Source organism: Nocardioides luteus (genome assembly GCF_015752315.1).
Taxonomy (GTDB): Bacteria; Actinomycetota; Actinomycetes; order Propionibacteriales; family Nocardioidaceae; genus Nocardioides.
On record NZ_JADOVJ010000001.1, the window covers coordinates 5,311,917 to 5,332,073 of the forward strand.

Genomic DNA, 20,157 nt, shown 5'->3' on the forward strand with positions numbered 1-20,157 from the left:
TCATGACTGTGACTGCCCAGATCCGCCGAGGAACCGCCCGATTCACGGAACGTCCACCCGGCCTCAGGCCAGGAAAAATTACCTGGCACACCTACTCCTTCGGACCCCACTACGACCCCAGCAGGGTCGGCTTCGGCCCGATCGTGGCCTACGACGAGCACCTGCTGCGCAACGGTGAGGGCTTCGAGAACCACCACCATGCCGGAGTCACGATCGTCACCTGGCCGATCTCCGGCGAGGTGACCCACACCGACTCGACCGGCGCCACCGGGACCGTCGCCCGCGGCCAGGTCGGTGTCTTCACCACCGGCGACGGCGTCGACCACTCCGAGTTCGCCTCCGCCTCCGGCACCCGGTTCATCCAGGTCTGGGTGACGGGCAGCACCGGCGAGCCGGCGTACGCCGTCCACGACGTCACCCCGGTCGAGGGCGAGTGGGTCGAGGCGGTCCGCCTGGACCAGGGCTCGCTGCTGGTCGGCCATGTCGGCACCGCCGGCCCCGCCGAGATCACCCTCCCGGACGGTCGTCTCCGCCATCTCCACGTCGCTACCGGCGCCCTGCTGCGCAGCGGCATGGCCGAGCCGCTGACCGCCGGGGACGCCTTCGAGGTCACCGCCGGCGAGGATCTGCCGCCGGAGTTCACGGTCAGTGCGGGCGTACCGACGGAGCTTCTTCTCTGGACCTTCGAATAGGGCGGACAAGCCCCGGCTCGATGGATAAAGTCCGCACCAGACTGCTGCTCAGTGTGGAGACTCTGCCGAAAGGTTTGGTGTGACGACGTTCCTGATCATCGGAGCCGTCGGGCTGGGCCTCCTGCTGGTGTCGCTGGTGATCGGCGACCTCCTCGACGGCTTCCTCGGCGGCGCGCTCGATGCCGACTGGTTCTCGACCGCCGCGATCGGCGGATTCGTGTCCGCCTTCGGGTTCGGCGGCGCCCTCGCCGTCGGCCCGGTCGGCACGCTCCCGGCCATCGGGATCGGAGTCCTGGGCGGCGCCCTCTTCGCCTGGTTCGCGCTGTGGCTGACCCGCCTCCTGAAGGAGGAGAACACCGACGCGGCGCCTTCGGGCGACGCCGCCGTCGGGCTGGACGCCGCGGTGATCACCACGATCCCGGCCGGCGGGTTCGGCGTGGTGCGGGTCGCCCTCGGGGGCCACACGGTGACCTACAACGCCAAGGCTCCCGAGCTCGACGAGGCGATCACGCCCGGCACCCCCGTGCACGTGACCGGGGTCCTCTCACCGACGGCAGTCACCGTCGCGCCGACGTGGCGCGAGATCACCTCCTGACCTGAAGGGGTCCTCATGGAACTGCTGGTGCCGATCGCCGGCCTTGTCGTACTTCTCATCCTGCTCCTGCTGCTGGTCACCAGCCGCTACAAGGTCGCCGGTCCCAACCAGGCGTTCATCGTCACCGGCCGCAAGGGCAAGGCCGTCCTCAACCCGGAGACCGGCCAGCTCACCACCGACCTGTCCGGCCAGAAGGTCGTGCTCGGCGGCGGTGTCTTCGTGGTGCCGTTCGTCCAGAAGCTGGCGACGATGGACCTCTCCTCGCGCCGGATCTCGGTGCAGATCCGCGGCGCGGTCTCCGGCCAGGGCATCAAGCTCAACCTCGACGGCGTCGCGATCGTGAAGGTGGGCGGCAACGCCGACCAGATCCGGCTGGCTGCGCAGCGTTTCCTCTCCCAGCAGGAGGAGATCGAGCCGTTCACGCAGGAGGTGCTCGCCGGCGCGCTGCGCTCGATCGTCGGTGGTCTGACCGTCGAGCAGATCATCCGTGACCGGGCCGCCTTCGCCCAGCGGGTCGCCGACGAGTCCGAGTCCTCGCTCACCGGCCAGGGCCTGATCCTGGACACCTTCCAGATCCAGGACGTCACCGACGACGGCTCCTACCTCGCCAACCTCGGTCGCCCCGAGGCCGCCCGCATCACCCAGGCCGCCTCGATCGCCGAGGCGGAGGCACGTCGTGCCGCCGAGCAGGCGCGCATCAAGGCCGAGGAGGAGATCGCGATCGCTCAGCGCGCGCTCGCCCTCAAGCAGGCCGAGATCAAGGCCGAGACCGACGCGGCCGCCGCCAACGCCGCCGCCTCCGGCCCGCTCGCCCAGGCCGACCGCGACCAGGCCATCCTCACCGAGCAGGAGAAGGTCGCCGTACGCCAGGCGGCGCTGACCGAGCGCCAGCTCGAGACCCAGGTGCGCAAGCCCGCCGACGCCGAGCGCTACCGCGTCGAGCAGGAGGCGGAGGGTCGCCGTAACTCGGAGATCGCCGCCGCGGAGGCCCGCAAGGCGGCCACCATCGCCGCGGCCGAGGCGGACGCCGAGCAGGCGCGGCTCACCGGTGAGGCGGAGAAGGCCCGCCGTGCCGCGCTGGCCGAGGCCGAGGCCATCGAGGGTGCCAAGCGCGGTGAGGCGCAGAAGTCGCTGCGTCTGGCCGGCGCCGAGGCGACCCGGGCCGAGGGTGAGGCGAGCGCCGCCGCGACGCTGGCCGTGGGACAGGCCGAGGCCGAGGCGATGGACAAGCGCGCCTCGGCGTTCGCGTCCTACAACGACGCCGCCGTGCTGCAGATGCTGATCGAGGTCCTGCCGCGGATCGCCAAGGAGGTCGCCGCGCCGATCAGCGCGATCGACAGCCTCACCGTCCTCTCCACCGAGGGTGCCGGCGCCATCCCGAAGCAGGTCAACGACAACGTCGTCCAGACGCTCAACATGCTCAAGACCACCACGGGCGTCGACCTCGGCTCGATGCTCCGCAAGGCCGTGTCCACGACGAGCGAGAACGGCATCGCGGAGATCCCCGCCGACAGCGCTCCGCAGTGACCGGGCCACAGCTTGCCCACACTCGGTCAAGAACTCTGTAGAAAACGGGCATAAACGTGACAGCCAGAAACAAGTCTGGTTATGTATCCACGTCGACGTAGGGAGGGAGCACTCCAAACCTCGACCGGGCCTCGCGGCCGAAAGGCCGCCAGGCTCGCCCCTCGAGTCTCTCTACTGTTCCCCCCGTCGGTGGAGAGACACCGAGGGAAATCGATTGTGGCCCGGCCTCACGGCCGGGCCACAACGCATTTCGGGTGGCGCCTCAGCGCTCGTTGACCATCCGCAGGAAGGCCTCGACGAGCGGTCCCGAGGTGGCCGCCCCGTTCTCGCCCTCGTCGACGTAGACCGCCACGGCCAGGTCACCCTGCGCCGCGATCATCCAGGTGTGGGTGAGGCGCTTGCCGTTGCGGTCGAACTCCGCCGTGCCGGTCTTGGCGATCACCGGCTTGCCCGGCACGTCGGCCAGACCGCGACCGGTGCCGTCGGTGACCACACCCCGGAAGATCGTACGCAGCTCCGCGGCCTCGTCGGCGGCCAGCGGCTCCACGCCCGACGGCTTGGCGGCCTGGCCCTGGACGAGGTTCGGGACCACGGTGTGACCGGCCTGGATGGAACCGATGACGGTGGCCATCACGAGCGGCGAGGCGAGGACCTTGCCCTGTCCGATCAGGTCGGCGGCGTGCTCGGTGTCGCCCGTTGGCTCGGGGATCTGGCCGAAGTAGGAGGTGAAGCCGGCGTCGCGGTCGATGCCGAAGCCCAGGGAGGCGGCGGCCGAGGCGATCTCGGCGTGACCGACCTCGCCCGCCGCGCCGATCATGGCGGTGTTGCAGGACTCGGCGACGGCGTGGGCGAGCGTGATCTCCCCGAGTGCGGACTTCGGGTACCAGGAGTCGTTCTTGAACGTCTTGCCGTCGACGGTGGCCTTGGCGGGGCAGGTGACCCGGCTGTCGGCGTCGAGGCCCTTGCGCAGCAGCGCGAGCGTGGTCGCGGCCTTGAAGGTCGATCCCGGCGCCGCCTGGCCGTAGGTGGCCAGGTTCATCTTGTTGTCCTTGCCGTTGGCGGCGACCAGCACGGCGCCGTCGCTGGGCCGGATCGCGACCAGGGCGCTCTCGGGCTTGACCTCCTTCAAGATCTTCTCGGCGCTCTTCTGCATCCGCGCATCGAGGGTGATGGTCAGCGACTTCCCGTCGACCGGATCGGTGCTGTAGAGCTTCTTGAGCACCTCGCCCTCGTCCCCGAGCACCGAGACCTGCAGCCCGGGCTTGCCCCGCAGCTGGTCGTCGTAGCGTGCCTGCAGCCCGGAGAGCCCGGCGAGATCGCCGGGGAGGTAGGTCCCGGGCTTCTTCTTCATCATCTCGGCCGTCACCTCGCCGACGATGCCGACGACCGGCGAGGCGAACTCCTTGGTCGGGCCGAGCGGCAGCGTCCGGTTGAGCATCGCGGCGCCCTTGATCTTGGCGATCCTGGAGGCCTTGGCCTTCGTCATCATCGGCTTGCGGATCGAGAGGGCCTCGACGAACGCCTTGTCCCCGGCCGCCCTGACCCGCTTGGCGTAGCGCTTGGGGTTGATGCCGACGATCGCGGCGACGTCCCGGGCGGCAGCGGGCGCCGCGACCGGGTCGATCAGCGTCTTGTCGATGCCCACCGTGACGACCGGACGGTCGGCGACGAGGGTCTCGCCCGAGGTGCTCAGGATCTCGCCACGCTGCTGCTGGACGGTCTCGACGTGCAGGCTGCGTCCCTCGGCGAGCGTGGGCGCGACGACGGTCGGCTCCCAGACGAACTCCCACTTCTCACCGGTCTTGCGGAGCTCGACCTCCGACTCGTAGGTCCACCGGCCGCCCGGAAGGCCCCATGCCCAGGTGAGCGTCGACTTCGCGCTGTCGGTGCCGTGGCCGGTGAAGGTGGGCTTGGTCGCGGACACGTCCGGCGCCCCGAGCTTCCCGAACAGGTTGCCGGTGAGGTCGTGGTAGTCGGCCGCGACGGCAGCAGGATCGGTCTTCGCCACGAAGTCGACCTTCGTGAACGTGCCGCGCTCCAGGGCTGTGGTCAGGGTCGACATGCTCGGACCGGGGTCCTTGGCTCCACCACAGCCGGCAAGCAGCGGTAAGGCGACAGCAAGGGCCGCAATGCCCCGGGAGACTCGCATGGAACGGTTCTATCAGCCTTGCCCCCAAGATTGGGTTACACCCGTCCAACGCAGAGGTTGTGAAGCCGAGAGTGACCAGTGGGCCACGCTCGGCTTCACCACCGCTCGGATCAGTGCGTCGCCAGCCAGGCGTTCAGGTCGACCCCGCGCTGGTCGGCGAGCTTCTGCAGGCGCTCAAGGGTCGGCGGCTGGAACACCTTCGGCTCGATGTGGCGGTCGAGCGCGGCGTACTTCCTCTGCTTGGCGGCCTGTGCGGGACCGGTCGCCTCGGCAGCGGCGATGACCGCGGGGCCGGCGGTGAGGGTGGCTCCGGTGAGCGGCGAGCTCACCAGGGGCGTGTAGCCGTCACGGTGTCCGGCCGCGTTGGCGTGGTAGGACTCCTCGATCGGGTCGGAGAGCCCGTTGATCCACTCCACGTCGTCACAGACCGCGTGCCCGGTGAACCGGCTGATCGGGTTGACGTAGGTGAACCCGGCAGCGCTCGCGCGCGAGGCCGTGGTGTTGTTGAGGAGCACCGCGGTGTCGTTGAGGATCGCCTCGTCCTGCGGGCTGAACCAGGTGAAGGCGTTGCAGTCCTCCCCCATGAACAGCTTCGGGTAGCCGACGACCACCACCTTCGCGCTGGGCGCGGCCGAACGGATCCTCGAGTAGAGCGTCCCGAGGCTGCCCGGGAGCGTGTTGCGGATGTAGCTCTGCGCACCCGCGACCGCGCCCGAGCAGTCGCTCGCCCAGGCGGGCAGCGCGCACTCGGTGATCACGTCGGCGAAGCCCGCGTCGTTGCCGCCGACCGAGATGGTCACGTAGCGGGTCGAGGTGGACAGTGCGCTGAGCTGGCTGTTGGTGACGTCGGCGACGAGCGCTCCGGAGCAGGCGCGGAAGTTGAGGCTGTAGCCCTTCGCCGCGGCGACCAGGCTCGGGTACGCCAGGGTCGACCGCTTGCAGTTGCTGCCGTCGTTGATGTACGTGCGGGTGCCGACTCCCGAGGAGTAGGAGTCACCGAGCGCGACGTAAGGCTCCCCAGCCGCTGAGGCTGGGGAGCCGGGGGCGACGGCGAGGCCGGCGCCGAGAAGGGCGATGGAGGTGAGGGAGACCGCGAGGCGGACTGTGGACAGGCGGAAGATCACGTTCATGGCAACTCCCGAAAGCCGGGGACCGCTGGGGGTGCGGCCCTTCCCTTCGGTTGTACGCGCCCTTACGTCTCCCCGCAGGAAATTTGTTTCACGTCCAAGTAACTGTCCGGAACCCGCTTACCCGGGTTCATTCGACGTTCTGGAGACGCGGCAGGATCCGGTCGAGCCACCTCGGCAGCCACCACGCACCGGCACCGAGGATACGCATCACGGCGGGCACCACCAGGCACCGCACCACGACCGCGTCGAGCAGCACCGCCACCGCCATCACGAAGCCCATCTCCTGCAGCATCCGGTCCGGACTGAACCAGAAGGCTCCGAACACCACGACCATGATGGCACCGGCCGCGGTGATGACACCGCCGGTGTGCGCCAGGCCCTCCAGGACCGCCTCCTGCGCATCGCCGCTGCGCAGCCACTCCTCGCGCATCCGCGAGATCAGGAAGACCTCGTAGTCCATCGAGAGCCCGAAGACGATCGCGAAGGTCATCACCGGCAGGAACGCCTCGATCGGACCGGGCTCGACCCCGAGCAGCCCCTCCTGGAAGACGTACGTCATCGCCCCCATCGAGGCGCCGATCGAGATCAGGTTGAGGACGGCTGCCTTGATCGCCACCGCGACGGAGCGGAAGACGCACATCAGCAGCAGCGCGGAGAGCCCGACCACGAGGCCGATGAAGAGCGGCAGCTTCTTCCCGACCGCGTCGGAGTAGTCGATCAGCGCCGCGGTCGAGCCGCCGACCAGGGCGTCGTCGCCGAGGTCCGCTCGCAGGTCCTTGACCAGCTCGGTGGTCTCGGCGTCCTGCGGGCCGGTCTCCGGGAAGGCGATGGAGGTGAACACCGCGCCGTCGGCCGACGGCTGCGGGGGCGTCACGGCAGCCACGCCGTCGTACCCCTGGACCTTCTCGTACGCCGCGGCCGCCTGCCCCTGCGAGCCCTCGGTCATGATCACCAGGGGACCGTTGGCACCGGGACCGAACTTGTCGCTGACCAGGTCGTAGGCCTTCCGCGTGGTCGAGGAGGGGTCGTCGTTGCCGGCATCGGCGAAACCGAGCTGGAGGCCGAGGACCGGGGTGGCCAGCGCGCCGAGGGCGACCAGGGAGACGAGCAGTGCGGCCCACGGGTGCCGCTGGACGCCGGAGGCCCAGGACCGCCAGCGCTGACCGGGCTCGCGACGGGATCGGGCGGCGTGGCGGCGTACGGACTTCTCCAGGCGCTTGCCGAACAGGGTCAGCAGCGACGGGAGCAGGGTGACCGCGGCGATCATGGTCATCAGGACGGTGAGCGCGACGCCGAGCACGACCCCCTGGATCGAGGTCAGCCGCAGCACGTAGAGGCCGCAGAGCGCCAGGATCACGCTGACGCCGGCGAAGAGCACCGAGCGCCCGGCGGTGTCGATCGCGGTCGCGGTGGCGTCCTCGCGGGTGGCGCCGTGGAGCAGCTCGCTGCGGTAGCGCGAGAAGACCAGCAGCGCGTAGTCGATGCCCACACCGAGCCCCACGATCATGAGCATCGGGGCGGTGTAGTCCGGGATCGTGGTGAGGTGGGAGAGCAGCGTGACCACGCCGAAGGTGGTGCCGACCGCGAAGATCGCGGTGATCAGCGGCAGGCTCGCCGCCAGGAACGAGCCGAACATGAACAGCATGATCACCAGCGCGGCGAGCATGCCGATCCCCTCGGAGCTGCCGCCCTCGCCCTCGTTCACCTCGCGCATCGAGTCGCCGGCCATCTCGATCTGGAGATCGTCGGTCGCGGTCTCGTCCGCGATCTCGAGGAACGGCTCGTAGGCGCTGATCGGGAGCTCGCCGGGCTTGGCGTCCATCACGATGGTGACCAGCGCGGTCGTACCGTCCTCGCTCACCGACCCCCGCTGCGGGTCGGCGGCCTCGACGGCCTCCACGTGCGGCACCTCGGCGAGCTCCGCGAGCAGGTCGTCGACAGCCTGCTGGTCGGTGTTCCAGCCACGCTCGTCGTGGATCACCGCGCGGATCTCGTCGCCCGTCGACCCGCCGTGCTTCGCCTGCAGGTCGGCCATCTCCTGCGACTGCGTGCCCGGGATGTCGAAGGAGTTGCGGTAGTCGTCGCCGATGCCCTGCGCGGCCGTGGTCACGCCGACGAGCACCACCACCCACAGCAGCAGCGCGGTCCAGTGGTGGCGTTGGGAGAAGGACGCCAGCCGCCGCAGCGGACTGGGTCTCGTGGTCGTCTGGATGGTCATCATGTCTCCTTGTCGGTGTTTGTCTGGCTACCTGTAGACAGACAACATGTATGGAGACAATGTACGACGGACTGTGTAGGCTGTCTACATGAAAGCCGACGCCCTCCGTGGCCACCTCGACTCGCTGATCCTGGCCGTCGTCGAGAAGCAGCCCCTTCACGGCTACGCGATCATCGAGGCGCTCAGCGCTCGCAGCGGCGGTGAGCTCGACCTCCCCACCGGCACGATCTACCCGGCCCTGCGCCGCCTGGAGAAGGCCGGCTACCTCGACAGCTCATGGTCCGAGGTCGGCGGCCGCAAGCGCCGCACCTACGAGCTCTCCTCCGCCGGCCGCAACGCCCTCGCCGCCCACCGTCAGGAGTGGCGCACCTTCGCCAAGGTCGTCTCCGGCGTCCTCGGCGAAGCCTGACCCGCCGAGCCGTCACCCCGGTCGGCCGAGCCGTCACGTACGTCGGCCGAGTCGGCACTTCTGGGGACCGAAACAGCAGTTGTGGCGAACCATTCAGGGGGTTCCCTGATGTGGCCGAGGCCGCTGGGGACAGAAGATGGGGCGCATGAGCGCCGTCGACGTCTACCTAGCAGACCTGCGTGCCGCGATCCCCGGCCCGAGCTGGACCCGGCGCGACCTCCTGCGCGAGGCCGGTGACCATCTCGAGGACGCGACCGAGGCCTACACCGCGGCCGGCTACACGACCACCGAGGCGGAAGCCCTGGCGCTGCGCGACTTCGGCTCGGTCGACGACATCGCTCCCGGCTTCCGCGACACCGTCGCGATCGGTGCCGCGCGACGTACCGCCCTCATGCTCGTCCTCGTCATGATCCCGCAGGCGTTCCTGTGGGACGACGGGATCGACCTGGGTTCGAGCGGGCAGCTGGCGGCTCCCGATGCCGGCCTGTTCAACGTGCTGGACACGATCATCGAGTACGTCGGCACGATCGGCGCGCTGGGCGCCGCCATCGCACTCGTGGTCACCGCGATCGGTCAGCGGTGGCTCGCGGTCGGCCGGCGGACCGCACGCCTGGCCGCAGCCTGGGCCTTCGCCGTCGCGGTCGTGATCCCGGTCATCGGCCTCACGATGCTGGCCCTCACCGGCAGCCTCACCGTGATCGTCGGGCTGGCCGCGATCGCCTTCATGGTGACCCCGTTCGCGCTGGTCGCCGCCTCGGCCCAGCGCACCCTCGCCGCCTGCTGACCCACTGCCGAAGCGTCACTCAGGTCGGCCGAGACGTCACCGACGCGACCAGTCGGCCGACGCGCGTGACGCTTCGGCCGACGGGGGCGACGTCTCGGGTCAGTCGAACTTGCGCTTCTGGCGCGGCTTGCGGGGCCGGTCACCGGCCTCGGGCGCACCGCGGCGCGACCCCTGGCTCCGGTCGAAGCGACCACCCGAGCGACGCACGGGGCCGCCACCGGAGTCCTCGGAGAGCTCGATGAGCTTGCCGGAGATGCGGGTCGACTCGAGGGCCTTCCAGGTCTCGGGAGCCAGGTCCGCGGGCAGCTCGACGAGCGAGAAGTCGTTGCGGATGGAGATGTTGCCGAAGTCGGCGCGGCGCAGGCCACCCTCGTTGGCGATGGCGCCGACGATCTGGCGCGGCTCGACGCGGTGACGCTTGCCCACCTGGATCTTGTACGTCGCCAGCGGCTGCCCGTTGCCACGCGACCGCGACGTCTCGCGACGCTCACCGCCTCGCTCGCCCCCGCGGTCGTCGCGGTCGCGACGGCCCCGGCGCTCCTCGTAGGCAGGCTTCTCGGGCTCCGGCTCCAGGAGCAGCGGCTCCTCGCCGTGGAGCACCGCGGCCAGCGCGGCGGCGACGTCGACCTCGGGGACGTCGTGCTCGTCGACGTAGTGACGCACCACGTCGCGGAAGAACTCGATCTTCTCGCCCTCCTGGAGCGCGGCGGTGATGCCGTCGTCGAAGCGGGAGAGGCGGGTCGCGTTGACCTCGTCGACCGAGGGCAGCTGCATCTGCACCGGCTGGGCCTTGGTGTGCTTCTCGATCGCACGCAGCAGCCACCGCTCGCGCGGGGTGACGAAGGAGATCGCGTCACCGGTGCGGCCGGCGCGGCCGGTGCGACCGATGCGGTGGACGTAGGCCTCGACGTCGGTCGGCAGGTCGTAGTTGACGACGTGCGAGATCCGCTCGACGTCCAGACCACGGGCCGCGACGTCGGTCGCGACCAGGATGTCGAGCGAGCCGTCCTTGAGCTGGTTGACGGTCTTCTCGCGCTGGGCCTGGGCGATGTCGCCGTTGATCGCGGTCGCGGCGAAGCCACGCGCACGCAGCTTCTCGGCCAGCGACTCGGTCTCGGACTTCGTGCGCGTGAAGACGATCATGCCCTCGAAGTTCTCGACCTCGAGGATGCGCGTGAGCGCGTCGACCTTCTGGGGGTAGGACACCATCAGGTAGCGCTGGGTGATGTTGGTGTTGGTCTGCGTCTTCGCCTTGACCGAGATCTCCTCGGCGTCGCGCAGGTACTTCTTCGAGAGCCGGCGGATCTGGGCCGGCATGGTCGCGGAGAAGAGCGCGACCTGCTTGTCCTCGGGGGTCTCGGCGAGGATCGTCTCGACGTCCTCCGCGAAGCCCATGTTGAGCATCTCGTCGGCCTCGTCGAGCACCAGGAAGCGCAGCTGGGACAGGTCCAGCGTGCCCTTCTCCAGGTGGTCCATGATCCGGCCGGGGGTGCCGACGACGACGTGGACGCCGCGGCGGAGCGCGGTCAGCTGCGGGCCGTAGCCCTGGCCGCCGTAGACCGGCAGGATGCGTACGCCGTCGAGGTTGGACGCGTAGCGCTCGAACGCCTCGCACACCTGCAGGGCGAGCTCACGCGTCGGCGCGAGCACCAGCGCCTGCGGCGCATTCTGGTAGACGTCGAGGTTGGAGAGCACCGGCAGCGCGAACGCGGCGGTCTTCCCGGTGCCGGTCTGTGCGAGACCGACGACGTCACGCCCCTGGAGCAGCGTGGGGATGGTCGCGGCCTGGATCGCGCTCGGCGTCTCGTAACCGAGGGCCTTCACGGCCTCGAGAACGCCCGCGGACAGACCGAGTGAGTCGAAGGTCGGACCCTGATCTGCCTCCACGATCGGCTCCTCGGTCGCGGGAGTGGTGGATACGGCAGAATCAGCGTCGGTGCTCACCATCCAACGGTAGGCCCTTATAGCACGATCTCGACATTCCTCGGCGCGGTGGTCCCCGTCACTCAGGAGACGATGACCTCGTCGCCGACCGCGATCTCACCGGGGTGGACGACGCCGAGGTGCACCGCCGCCCAGGTCTTGCCGTCCCACCTCCGATGGACCGCGAGCGTACGCAGCGGCTCCTTGCTCTTCTCCAGCGTCACCGGATCGATGGTGGTCATCACGCATCGCGGGACCGCCGAGACCACCCGGAACCGGACCGGTCCGATGGCGATCTCCTTCCACCCGTCCTCCGCGAACGCCTCCTCGGCACCCTCGACCAGGAGACTGGGCCGGAACCGCTGCGCGGTGATCCTCACCTCGCTCCAGGAGTCGATCGCGGCGACCGAGGCGTCCGTGATCAGCGAGACCGCGGAGTCGTCCTGGAAGGCGGCGTGGTCGGAGGCACCGAACCCGTCCTCGGCGTCGAGCACTCGGCGGAACGGGTCGTGGCACCACACCAGCGACAGGTCGTCGCGGCCGAGGACGCGGCGCAGCCACGTATCGGCCTCCGGACCGGCCGGACGCACACGCATCCTCGGACGGTTGAACATCTGCACGTCGCGTACGCCCTCGCTCGGGAGCGCGAGCTCGATCGCCTCGTGCCCGGGCGCGCTCAGCCGCAGATCTGCCCCGCCGCCCGTCGCCGGGGTGTCGGCGACGACGGTGAAGAGCTCGCGGACCTCCCGCGCGGAGACGAGCTTCCCCTCACCGTCGACGACCATCCACTCCCGGTCCCCGACGAGCCCCGCCCTGCCGACGTACGCCTCCTGCACCGGCCTGATCGCCGTCGACTTCACCGGATGGAGATTGATACCCGCCAGACGCATGGCCCGATTCAACCGCTCCCCACTACTCAACGGTTACCGATTTTGCGAGGTTGCGCGGCTTGTCGACATCGTGGCCGAGGGCCTTGGCGGCATGGAAGGCGATCAGCTGGAGCGGGATGGTCAGCAGGATCGGGTCGAGCTCGACCTCGTTCTTCGGTACGTCGACCCGCAGTGCGTCGAGCTCGCCGAGGTCGACCTCGGGGTGGGTGACGACGACCAGCGGCCCGCGGCGGGCGCTGATCTCGTGCAGGGCGGCGACGTTGCGGTCGGTCAGCTCGTCCTGGGGGACGATCGCGACCGTCGGCACGGACTCCGAGATCAGCGCGAGCGGGCCGTGCTTGAGCTCCGAGGTCTGGTACGCCTCGGCGTGCCGGTAGGAGATCTCCTTCAGCTTCTGCGCGCCTTCGCGGGCGACCGGGTAGCCGCGTACGCGACCGACGAAGAACATCGACTCGGCCTCGGCCAGGCGCGCCGCGACCTCCTCGAGGTGGGACTCGCTCTTCAGGATCTCCTCGATCTGGGTCGGCAGTGCCTGCAGGCCGGCGATGAGCCGCTTCCCGTCCGCGATCGAGAGGTCGCGAACCCGGCCGAGCTGGAGCGCCAGCAGGGAGAACGCGACGTACATGTTGGTCAGGGCCTTGGTCGAGGCGACCGCGATCTCCGGGCCGGCGTGCAGGTAGATGCCGCCGTCGACGGCGCGCGCGATCGCCGAGCCGACGACGTTGACGACGCCCAGCACCCGGCCGCCCTTGCGCTTGATCTCCTGGACGGCGAGCAGGGTGTCGATGGTCTCGCCGGACTGGGAGACGACGACATAGAGGGTGTCGGGCTCGATGATCGGGTTGCGGTAGCGGAACTCCGACGCCGCCTCGGCGTCGGCGGGGATCCGGGCCAGCTCCTCGATCAGCCCCGCGCCCATCTGACCGACGTAGTAGGCCGAACCGCAGCCGAGGATCTTCACCCGGCGGATCGCGCGCAGCTCGCGGGGATCGAGGTTGAGCCCGCCGAGGTGAGCCGTCCCGAACCGCTCGTCGAGCCGGCCGCGGAGCGCGCGCTCGACCGAGGACGGCTGCTCGAGGATCTCGGTGAACATCCGCGGCTCGTCGGCGAGCTCGCCGTACTCGTACGCCGACGGGTCCACGTCGACCTCACGGGCCGTCGTGGTGGTCGTCGTGAGGTCCTGGCGGAAGGTCGTGAAGCCGGTCGCGGTGACGGTCGCCAGCTCGCCGTCGTCGAGGTGGGCGACGGTGGTGGTGTGGCGTACGACCGCGGCCAGATCGGACGCGACGTACATCTCCCCGTCGCCGACACCCACGATCAGCGGCGAGCCGTTGCGAGCCACGACCATGCGGTCGGGGAAGTCGGCGTGCACGACGGCCAGCCCCCAGGTGCCCTCCACCTGGGAGAGCGCGTCGACGACCTTCGCCTCCAGATTGTCTGCAGTCGACAATCCGATGAGGTGCGCGAAGACCTCGGTGTCGGTGTCGCTGACCAGCTCGACGCCCGCCTCGGTGAGGCGCTCCCGCAACGAGGCGGCGTTGTCGACAATCCCGTTGTGGACAACCGCCACCCGCCCGTCGGCGGAGACGTGCGGGTGAGCGTTGGTGTCGTTGGCGGGGCCATGGGTGGCCCACCGGGTGTGCCCGATCCCGACCTTGCCGGCGAACCGCTTCGGGAGGGCATCGACCAGGTCGCGTACGCGCCCGGCCTTCTTCACCACCTGCAGCCTGCTGCCCAGCACCGCGACGCCCGCCGAGTCATACCCGCGGTGCTCGAGCCGGGCCAACCCCTCGGTGAGCAGGCCGGCAGCCTGCTGGGGTCCGATGTAGCCGACGATTCCGCACATGTGTCCTTGTCCGTCCTATCCGTAGATGAGCCGTCGCAGCTGCCGCTCGGTCAGCCGCGGCGCGGCAACGACCCGCGCCCGCAGCTCCTCGGCCAGCTGCGCGAAGATCGCGTCGTTCTTCGCGCCGTAGGTCTTCAGCTGCGCATGCCGGCGGCGTACGTACGTCTCGACCGGTTCGTCGAAGTACGCCACCACGTCCTCGACCACCCGCGCCGCCTCCGCGGACGAGAGCCCGGTGGTCGCGACCAGGTGGTCGATCAGGGGTTCCTCGGCACTCACCCCACCAACTGTGGGGCACACCCGAGACAACGAGCAAGTTTCTGCCCGATTTCGGGCAGAAACAGGCGATTGGTCATCAGGTGGGGCGGCGGTCGCTCAGATCGCCCATTCCGATGCCCCCAGGTGGAGCGGGCCACACCATCTGGCGGACTACTTGGACATCGGGGTGGAGGTGCGGTACCTTAGGTGAACACAAGGTGAACAGGAGGTGTCTGATGAACGGAAATAAAGTGACTGGCAAGCTCGAGCTTCGCTGGCTCCCTGTCGTCGACCGCCGCGGCCGCAAGCACATGGAGGCCCGCTGGGTCGAAGTCAGTGCACCCGCGACCACCCGTCACGCTGCCTGACAACCGCACAACGCTTCCGAGGCCCGCTCCCGACAGGGGAGCGGGCCTCGTGCGTTTAGGGATAGCGTTGTCACTGCAACCAATCTTCCGCCGCCGTCAGAAACACGCACGAGAGCGGGAACATTGGGCGAGATTCCCCCGTTATGATGCTTGCAGTTTCAACCAATTCTTCCAGGAGCACATCCGCCATGGGCATTTTCAGCAAGAAGGACACGGCCCCCGCCGCGACCGAGTTCGACACCCCGACCGCCGCCATCGAGGACATCTCGGGTGACTACACCCTCGACGTCGCCCACACCCGCCTGGGCTTCTCGGCCCGCCACGCGATGGTGACCACCGTCCGCGGCTCCTTCAAGGAGTTCGAGGGCACCGCGACGATCGACACCGCCGAGCCGGCCAAGTCCAAGGTCTCGCTCACGATCAAGGCCGACTCCGTCGACACCGGCAACGCCGACCGCGACGCTCACCTGCTCTCGGGCGACTTCTTCGAGAACGAGGCCCACCCCAACATCACCTTCGAGTCGACCGAGGTCGAGTTCGACGGCGAGACCTGGAACATCACCGGCGACCTGACCATCAAGGGCACCACCAAGTCGGTCACCGTCCCGTTCGAGCAGACCGGCTCCGCCAAGGACCCGTTCGGCAACACCCGCGTCGGCTTCGAGGGTGCCGTGGCGATCAACCGCACCGACTGGGGCCTCTCCTTCAACGCCGCTCTCGAGACCGGCGGCGTGCTCGTCTCCGAGAAGATCAAGCTCGAGTTCGACATCTCCGCGATCAAGACGGAGGCCTGAGGAGACACCGACCACCGTCGGTGAAACCACAGCGGGGCCACCGGGAAACCTCCCGGTGGCCCCGACGCGTCTCCCGGCGTCAACTGACGCGCTCAGTACCCGTTCGGGACGTTGTAGTGCTTCTCCACCCCGACCCGAGCCGTGCCGACGGCATCGACGGACGAGGAGTCGCCCGTGACTCCCCCGGCGAAACCCAGCTGATCCGTGCCGAGACCGACGTCGCGGCCGGTGCCGAGCGGCGAGGCGGGTCCCTCGTCGTGGTGGACGACACCACCCCCGGCCTGGTCGACAGGAGACTCGAGGTGCGCGCGGCCACTGGCCACGACCGTCGTCCCGTCCGTCGTCACCGTCACCGCTGCGTCGTTCCCGGATTGCGCTCCCGAGACCGTAACCGGGCCGACCGGCCCTCGATCCGGAGCCTTGATCGGCTTCGACGCGGCCACCGATGCGGCCCGGCCGTCAGCGTGTTCTACGGACTGCGAGTCGGCGCAGGCGACCCCGGCGCCGGCGGCCACGAGGCCACCGGCCACGAGGGTCGCCGCCACGGTCTTCCGAAGTGCCCCGAGGACCTTCGAGCTCATCGCGTTCTCCTGACTTGAGTTGCACGGCATGGGACACGGGACCCCGTCAGCGCCTACTCCCGGCGCCCGAGCGCACGGGGATCGCGGTGGCACCGACGGGGTCCCGCCGGGTGGAGCGAGCGCGGTTCTGGTCGTGCTCGTAGCCCCACCCATCGGACCGGGCGGATCGGCAGTCCCGAGGATCTGCCACTGTCACGCCCGGTGGTAGATCCACACAGACGACGCCCCCCGGCGCCCAATCGCCTGCATGGATCCGTTGCTCGACATCACTCTCGGTCGCGGCCATCGAGGCATGGCGAGCCGTCACGGCCCGACACATGTCGCCTCGACTGCTCGTCGAGGCCGTCACTGCCTCATTGCCCCACATGGACGCTCCCGAGATCGGTCCGGATCAGACCCTTTCGATACCTGTTACGTACTTCCGTGCGTTGACGTTGCAGTTACATCGGAAATATGAGAAAAGTCCCGCAAACCCGCCACTGGGACGCGTTTGCGGGACTTTGCCCGGGATCGCTCAGCGCACCTCGGTCGTCGAGCTCAGCTCGTCGACGACACCCTCGTCGCCGGCGTCGACCGAGTAGTCCGACGCCACCGTGGCGTCCTCACCGTCGGACACCTTGAGCGCCCTCAGGATCGGAGTCAGCACGACAACCACGACGATGTTGAGCAGGAACGCGGTGAGCGCGATGTAGATCGGGGTCTCCGTGCCCGGGAACGGCGCCAGCGGGCCGCCGAAGTGCTCCTGCGTGGGCGAGGAGACGCCGTAGGCGACGTACGTCCCGTACGCCATCCCGACCGCCCAGCCGGCCAGGACCGCCCAGCGGTGGAACCACCGGGTGTAGAGCCCGACGACGATCGCCGGCAGCGTCTGCAGGATCCAGACGCCCCCGAGCAGCTGCAGGTTGATGGCGTACGACTTCGACAGCGCCAGCACGAAGAGCAGCGCCCCGAACTTCACGATCAGGGACACGATCTTGGCCTGCTTGGCCTCGTCCTGCGGGGTCGCGTCGGGCCTGAGGTAGGCCTTGTAGATGTTGCGCGTCCACAGGTTCGCCGCCGCGATCGACATGATCGCCGCCGGCACCAGGGCACCGATGATGATCGCGGCGTACGCGACGCCGGCGAACCACGCCGGGAACTGGTCCTCGAAGAGCTGCGGGATCGCCAGCTGCGGGTTCGGCGGGTCACCGACCATGACGCCGGCGGCGAGGGCGACGAACCCGAGCAGCGCCAGGAGCCCCAGCAGGAACGAGTACGCCGGCAGCAGCGAGGCGTTGCGACGGATCACGTTGCGGCTGCGCGTGGAGAGGACGCCGGTGATCGAGTGCGGATACATGAACAGCGCCAGCGCGGAGCCGAGGGCGAGCGAGGCGTAGGCCCACTGGCCGGCGGCCTGCGACGGGAAGAGCGCCTTCGGTGCCGCCTCGCCGGCGGCGATCGCGTCGGCGTTCTCGGTGTTGAAGGTGTCGAAGCTGCCCTGCACCGTCTCGAAGATGTTGCCCCAGCCACCGAGCTGCGACGGGATGTAGATGATGGCCACGATGATCACGATGTAGATCAGCGAGTCCTTCACGAACGCGATCAGCGCCGGCGCCCGCAACCCGGAGGAGTACGTGTAGGCGGCCAGCACCGCGAACGCGATGAAGAGCGGCAGGTCACGGATGAACCAGTTCGACGAGTCGCTCTGCAGGCCCATCACCTCGAGCACGACCTCCATGCCGACCAGCTGCAGGGCGATGTAGGGCATCGTGGCGAGCAGGCCGGTCAGCGCGACCGCGAGACCGAGGGACTTGGACCCGTAGCGGCCGGTGACGAAGTCGGCCGGGGTGACGTACCCGTGCTTGTGCGAGACCGACCACAGCTTCGGCAGGAACGCGAAGATGATCGGGTAGACGAGGATCGTGTAGGGCACGGCGAAGAAGCCGACGGCGGCGCCGGCGAACAGCGTCGCGGGGACCGCGATGAAGGTGTAGGCCGTGTAGAGGTCGCCGCCGATGAGGAACCAGGCCACGAACGTACCGAACCCACGGCCACCGAGGCCCCACTCGTCGAGGTTGTCCATCGACTTCGCGCGGCGCCAGCGCGCGGCGGAGAAGCCGAGGATCGTGACCAGCAGGAAGAGGAAGGCGAAGACCGAGACCGCTACGGCGCTCACTGGCCGCCCTCCTTCCACGGGCGCCCGGCGGCGGCACGGTCACGCCGGAACGCGGCCTTGGCGACGAAGTAGGCGACGGTCGTGAACAGGACCGAGCAGGGGATGAGGACGAGCTGGAACCAGAAGTAGAACGGGAATCCGGCGAACGTCGGGTCCTCCTTCGCGTACAGCGGCACCGCGAGTGACGGGGCTGCTGCCGCGACCAGGAGGACCCCGACGAGGATCCACGAGCCCTTGGACGAGGACGGCATGGGTCACCTCCGAGATCTGTCGAAGTGGGTTGGGGCGATCTGTGACCTTGGTCACATTCACCTGCGGTGTCCAGCCCCACCCGATCAGCACGACGACGAACGGTCGATCTGCCGCGACGAGCGGTCGAATCGCCTGCCGCGCGACGCCTTCAGGGCTAGCCTGCAAGGTGATCTCCCCCTCGGCACAGGAGCGCCCATGAGCACTGAAGTCCCCAGGATCGACCGGCGCCGCCTGCTCGGCGCTGCCGTGGCCGGCGCCGCGGCGACTCCGCTCCTCACCGGATCGGCCGGATCGGCCGGCTCGGCGAGCGCGGCGGAGGCGGCGGACGCGGCAGCCGATCCGCTCGGGCGCGGCGAGGCCGTCCGGCCGGGCGCCGACCGGGCCGCTGCCGACGGCTGGGCGGTGCTGTCCGGCGAGCGGGTCGGCATCATCACCAACCCCACCGGCGTCCTGCGCAACCTGCGCAACATCGTCGACGAGATGCACGAGTCGGGGGCCGTGAGCATCGCCGGAGTGTTCGGACCGGAGCACGGCTTCCGCGGCACGGCCCAGGCGGGCGGCTCGGAGGGGACGTTCGTCGACGAGCGCACCGGGCTGACGGTCTACGACGCCTACGGCGCGAACGTGGCGAAGATGAGGGAGCTGTTCACCGCGGCCGACGTCGAGACGGTCGTCTTCGACATCCAGGACGTCGGCTCCCGGTTCTACACCTACATCTGGACGATGTGGACGGCGATGCAGGCGGCCGTCGCGACCGGCAAGCGCTTCGTGGTCCTCGACCGCCCCAACCCCGTGGGCGGGACCGCCCGTGGACCGATGATGACGGCGGCGTACACCTCGGGCGTCGGCGCCCGCGAGATCGTCCAGCAGCACGGGATGTCGGTCGGCGAGCTGGCTCGGTTCTTCGACGGCGAGTTCCTCGAGGAGCACGCCGGCGGGCGCCTGGACCAGCTCGACATCGTGCAGGTCTCCGGGTGGCGACGGATGATGCTGTACGCCGACACCGGCCTCGACTTCGTCCTGCCGAGCCCCAACATGCCGACGCCGGACACGGCGCTCGCCTACCCCGGCACCTGCATGTTCGAGGGCACCAACCTCTCCGAGGGACGCGGCACGACCAAGCCGTTCGAGCTGGTCGGGGCGCCCTTCGTCGACCACCGCTGGGCCGCGGCGCTGGAGGAGGCGAACCTGCCCGGTGTGACGTTCCGGGAGGCCTACTTCAACCCCTCGGTCAACAAGTTCGCCGGCCAGGTCTGCGGAGGCGTGCAGGTCACGATCCAGGACCGCGACCGGTTCGATCCCGTCCGTACCGGGGTCGAGATGCTGGTCACCGCGAAGGCGCTCTATCCCGAGTTCGCCTGGCGCCAGGACTCGTGGGACACCGCCCGTCCGTTCTGGATCGACAAGCTCACCGGATCGACGAGACTGCGTACGCAGATCGACGCCGGCGCCACCGGCGACGAGGTCGAGACGGCCTGGCGCGAGGAGCTGGCCGCCTTCGACGCGACCCGCCGCCAGTACCTGCTCTACCGCTAGCCCGCCGACCCGGCGCATCAGTCCCGCGCAGGCGGGACAGTTGCGCCGAC

Annotated in this window: 17 protein-coding genes; 7 read left to right on the plus strand and 10 right to left on the minus strand. The window is 69.4% G+C overall.

The annotated features are described in order from the left end of the window. Nucleotides 1–8: 8 nt before the first annotated feature. The 3 genes from HD557_RS25445 (at nt 9) to HD557_RS25455 (ending at nt 2,814) form a co-directional block, all read left to right on the plus strand. Complete coding sequence (locus HD557_RS25445; RefSeq protein ID WP_196875913.1) at nt 9–692, plus strand: pirin family protein; 684 nt, start codon at nt 9–11, stop codon at nt 690–692. Between the two features lie 79 nt (nt 693–771). Continuing rightward, nucleotides 772–1,287, plus strand: a complete 516-nt coding sequence (locus HD557_RS25450) for a hypothetical protein (protein ID WP_008356016.1) — start codon at nt 772–774, stop codon at nt 1,285–1,287. Nucleotides 1,288–1,302: 15 nt separating this feature from the next. Next, nucleotides 1,303–2,814 carry a flotillin family protein gene (locus HD557_RS25455; protein ID WP_196875914.1) on the plus strand — a complete coding sequence of 504 codons (1,512 nt, stop codon included), beginning with the start codon at nt 1,303–1,305 and terminating at the stop codon, nt 2,812–2,814. 262 nt (nt 2,815–3,076) lie between these two features. Here the strand turns inward: HD557_RS25455 and HD557_RS25460 are convergent, their stop codons facing one another. The 3 genes from HD557_RS25460 to HD557_RS25470 form a co-directional block, all read right to left on the minus strand. After that, on the minus strand, nt 3,077–4,876 hold the full coding sequence (locus HD557_RS25460) for a penicillin-binding transpeptidase domain-containing protein (protein ID WP_196875915.1): 1,800 nt from the start codon (nt 4,874–4,876) through the stop codon (nt 3,077–3,079). 197 nt (nt 4,877–5,073) lie between these two features. Then, entirely contained in the window at nt 5,074–6,093 is a 1,020-nt protein-coding gene (locus tag HD557_RS25465; protein WP_196875916.1) for an SGNH/GDSL hydrolase family protein, read from the minus strand. Between the two features lie 127 nt (nt 6,094–6,220). Next, the gene (locus HD557_RS25470; RefSeq protein WP_196875917.1) at nt 6,221–8,311 is read right to left on the minus strand and encodes an MMPL family transporter; all 2,091 of its coding nucleotides are present in this window, start codon (nt 8,309–8,311) and stop codon (nt 6,221–6,223) included. 88 nt (nt 8,312–8,399) lie between these two features. Here HD557_RS25470 and HD557_RS25475 point away from each other — a divergent pair, with 88 nt between their 5' ends. Beyond that, the gene (locus HD557_RS25475) at nt 8,400–8,720 is read left to right on the plus strand and encodes a PadR family transcriptional regulator (RefSeq protein ID WP_008356007.1); all 321 of its coding nucleotides are present in this window, start codon (nt 8,400–8,402) and stop codon (nt 8,718–8,720) included. A gap of 145 nt (nt 8,721–8,865) precedes the next feature. Then, a complete protein-coding gene (locus HD557_RS25480) occupies nt 8,866–9,504 on the plus strand; it encodes a permease prefix domain 1-containing protein (protein WP_196875918.1) in 639 nt (212 codons plus the stop codon). Between the two features lie 99 nt (nt 9,505–9,603). On the opposite strand, the gene HD557_RS25485 is transcribed toward HD557_RS25480, so the two are convergent. From HD557_RS25485 to HD557_RS25500, 4 genes are read right to left on the minus strand one after another with little or no spacing between them, the layout of a single operon-like run. Next, a complete protein-coding gene (locus HD557_RS25485; RefSeq protein WP_008356004.1) occupies nt 9,604–11,451 on the minus strand; it encodes a DEAD/DEAH box helicase in 1,848 nt (615 codons plus the stop codon). Nucleotides 11,452–11,510: 59 nt separating this feature from the next. Then, entirely contained in the window at nt 11,511–12,317 is an 807-nt protein-coding gene (locus tag HD557_RS25490) for an MOSC domain-containing protein (protein WP_196875919.1), read from the minus strand. 22 nt (nt 12,318–12,339) lie between these two features. Continuing rightward, nucleotides 12,340–14,163: a glutamine--fructose-6-phosphate transaminase (isomerizing) gene (glmS, locus tag HD557_RS25495; RefSeq protein WP_196875920.1), complete on the minus strand. Its 1,824-nt coding sequence runs from the start codon at nt 14,161–14,163 to the stop codon at nt 12,340–12,342. A gap of 15 nt (nt 14,164–14,178) precedes the next feature. Continuing rightward, nucleotides 14,179–14,442: a hypothetical protein gene (locus HD557_RS25500; protein WP_008355999.1), complete on the minus strand. Its 264-nt coding sequence runs from the start codon at nt 14,440–14,442 to the stop codon at nt 14,179–14,181. Nucleotides 14,443–14,977: 535 nt separating this feature from the next. Between HD557_RS25500 and HD557_RS25505 the strand changes: the two genes are divergently transcribed. Next, nucleotides 14,978–15,583: a YceI family protein gene (locus HD557_RS25505; protein WP_008355997.1), complete on the plus strand. Its 606-nt coding sequence runs from the start codon at nt 14,978–14,980 to the stop codon at nt 15,581–15,583. A 92-nt stretch (nt 15,584–15,675) separates the two neighbouring features. Here HD557_RS25505 and HD557_RS25510 read toward each other — a convergent pair whose 3' ends face one another. The 3 genes from HD557_RS25510 to HD557_RS25520 all read right to left on the minus strand — a co-directional run bounded on the left by HD557_RS25510 (nt 15,676) and on the right by HD557_RS25520 (nt 18,570). Beyond that, on the minus strand, nt 15,676–16,164 hold the full coding sequence (locus HD557_RS25510; RefSeq protein WP_196875921.1) for a hypothetical protein: 489 nt from the start codon (nt 16,162–16,164) through the stop codon (nt 15,676–15,678). A 514-nt stretch (nt 16,165–16,678) separates the two neighbouring features. Then, complete coding sequence (gene mctP / locus HD557_RS25515; RefSeq protein WP_307785706.1) at nt 16,679–18,319, minus strand: monocarboxylate uptake permease MctP; 1,641 nt, start codon at nt 18,317–18,319, stop codon at nt 16,679–16,681. Further along, nucleotides 18,316–18,570 (minus strand): DUF3311 domain-containing protein, encoded by a 255-nt coding sequence (locus tag HD557_RS25520; RefSeq protein ID WP_008355993.1) that lies wholly within the window; start codon nt 18,568–18,570, stop codon nt 18,316–18,318. Before HD557_RS25520 ends, mctP begins: the two co-directional genes overlap by 4 nt. A gap of 196 nt (nt 18,571–18,766) precedes the next feature. On the opposite strand from HD557_RS25520, the gene HD557_RS25525 reads away from it, so the two are divergent. Then, nucleotides 18,767–20,107: an exo-beta-N-acetylmuramidase NamZ family protein gene (locus tag HD557_RS25525; protein ID WP_196875923.1), complete on the plus strand. Its 1,341-nt coding sequence runs from the start codon at nt 18,767–18,769 to the stop codon at nt 20,105–20,107. Nucleotides 20,108–20,157: the final 50 nt, after the last annotated feature.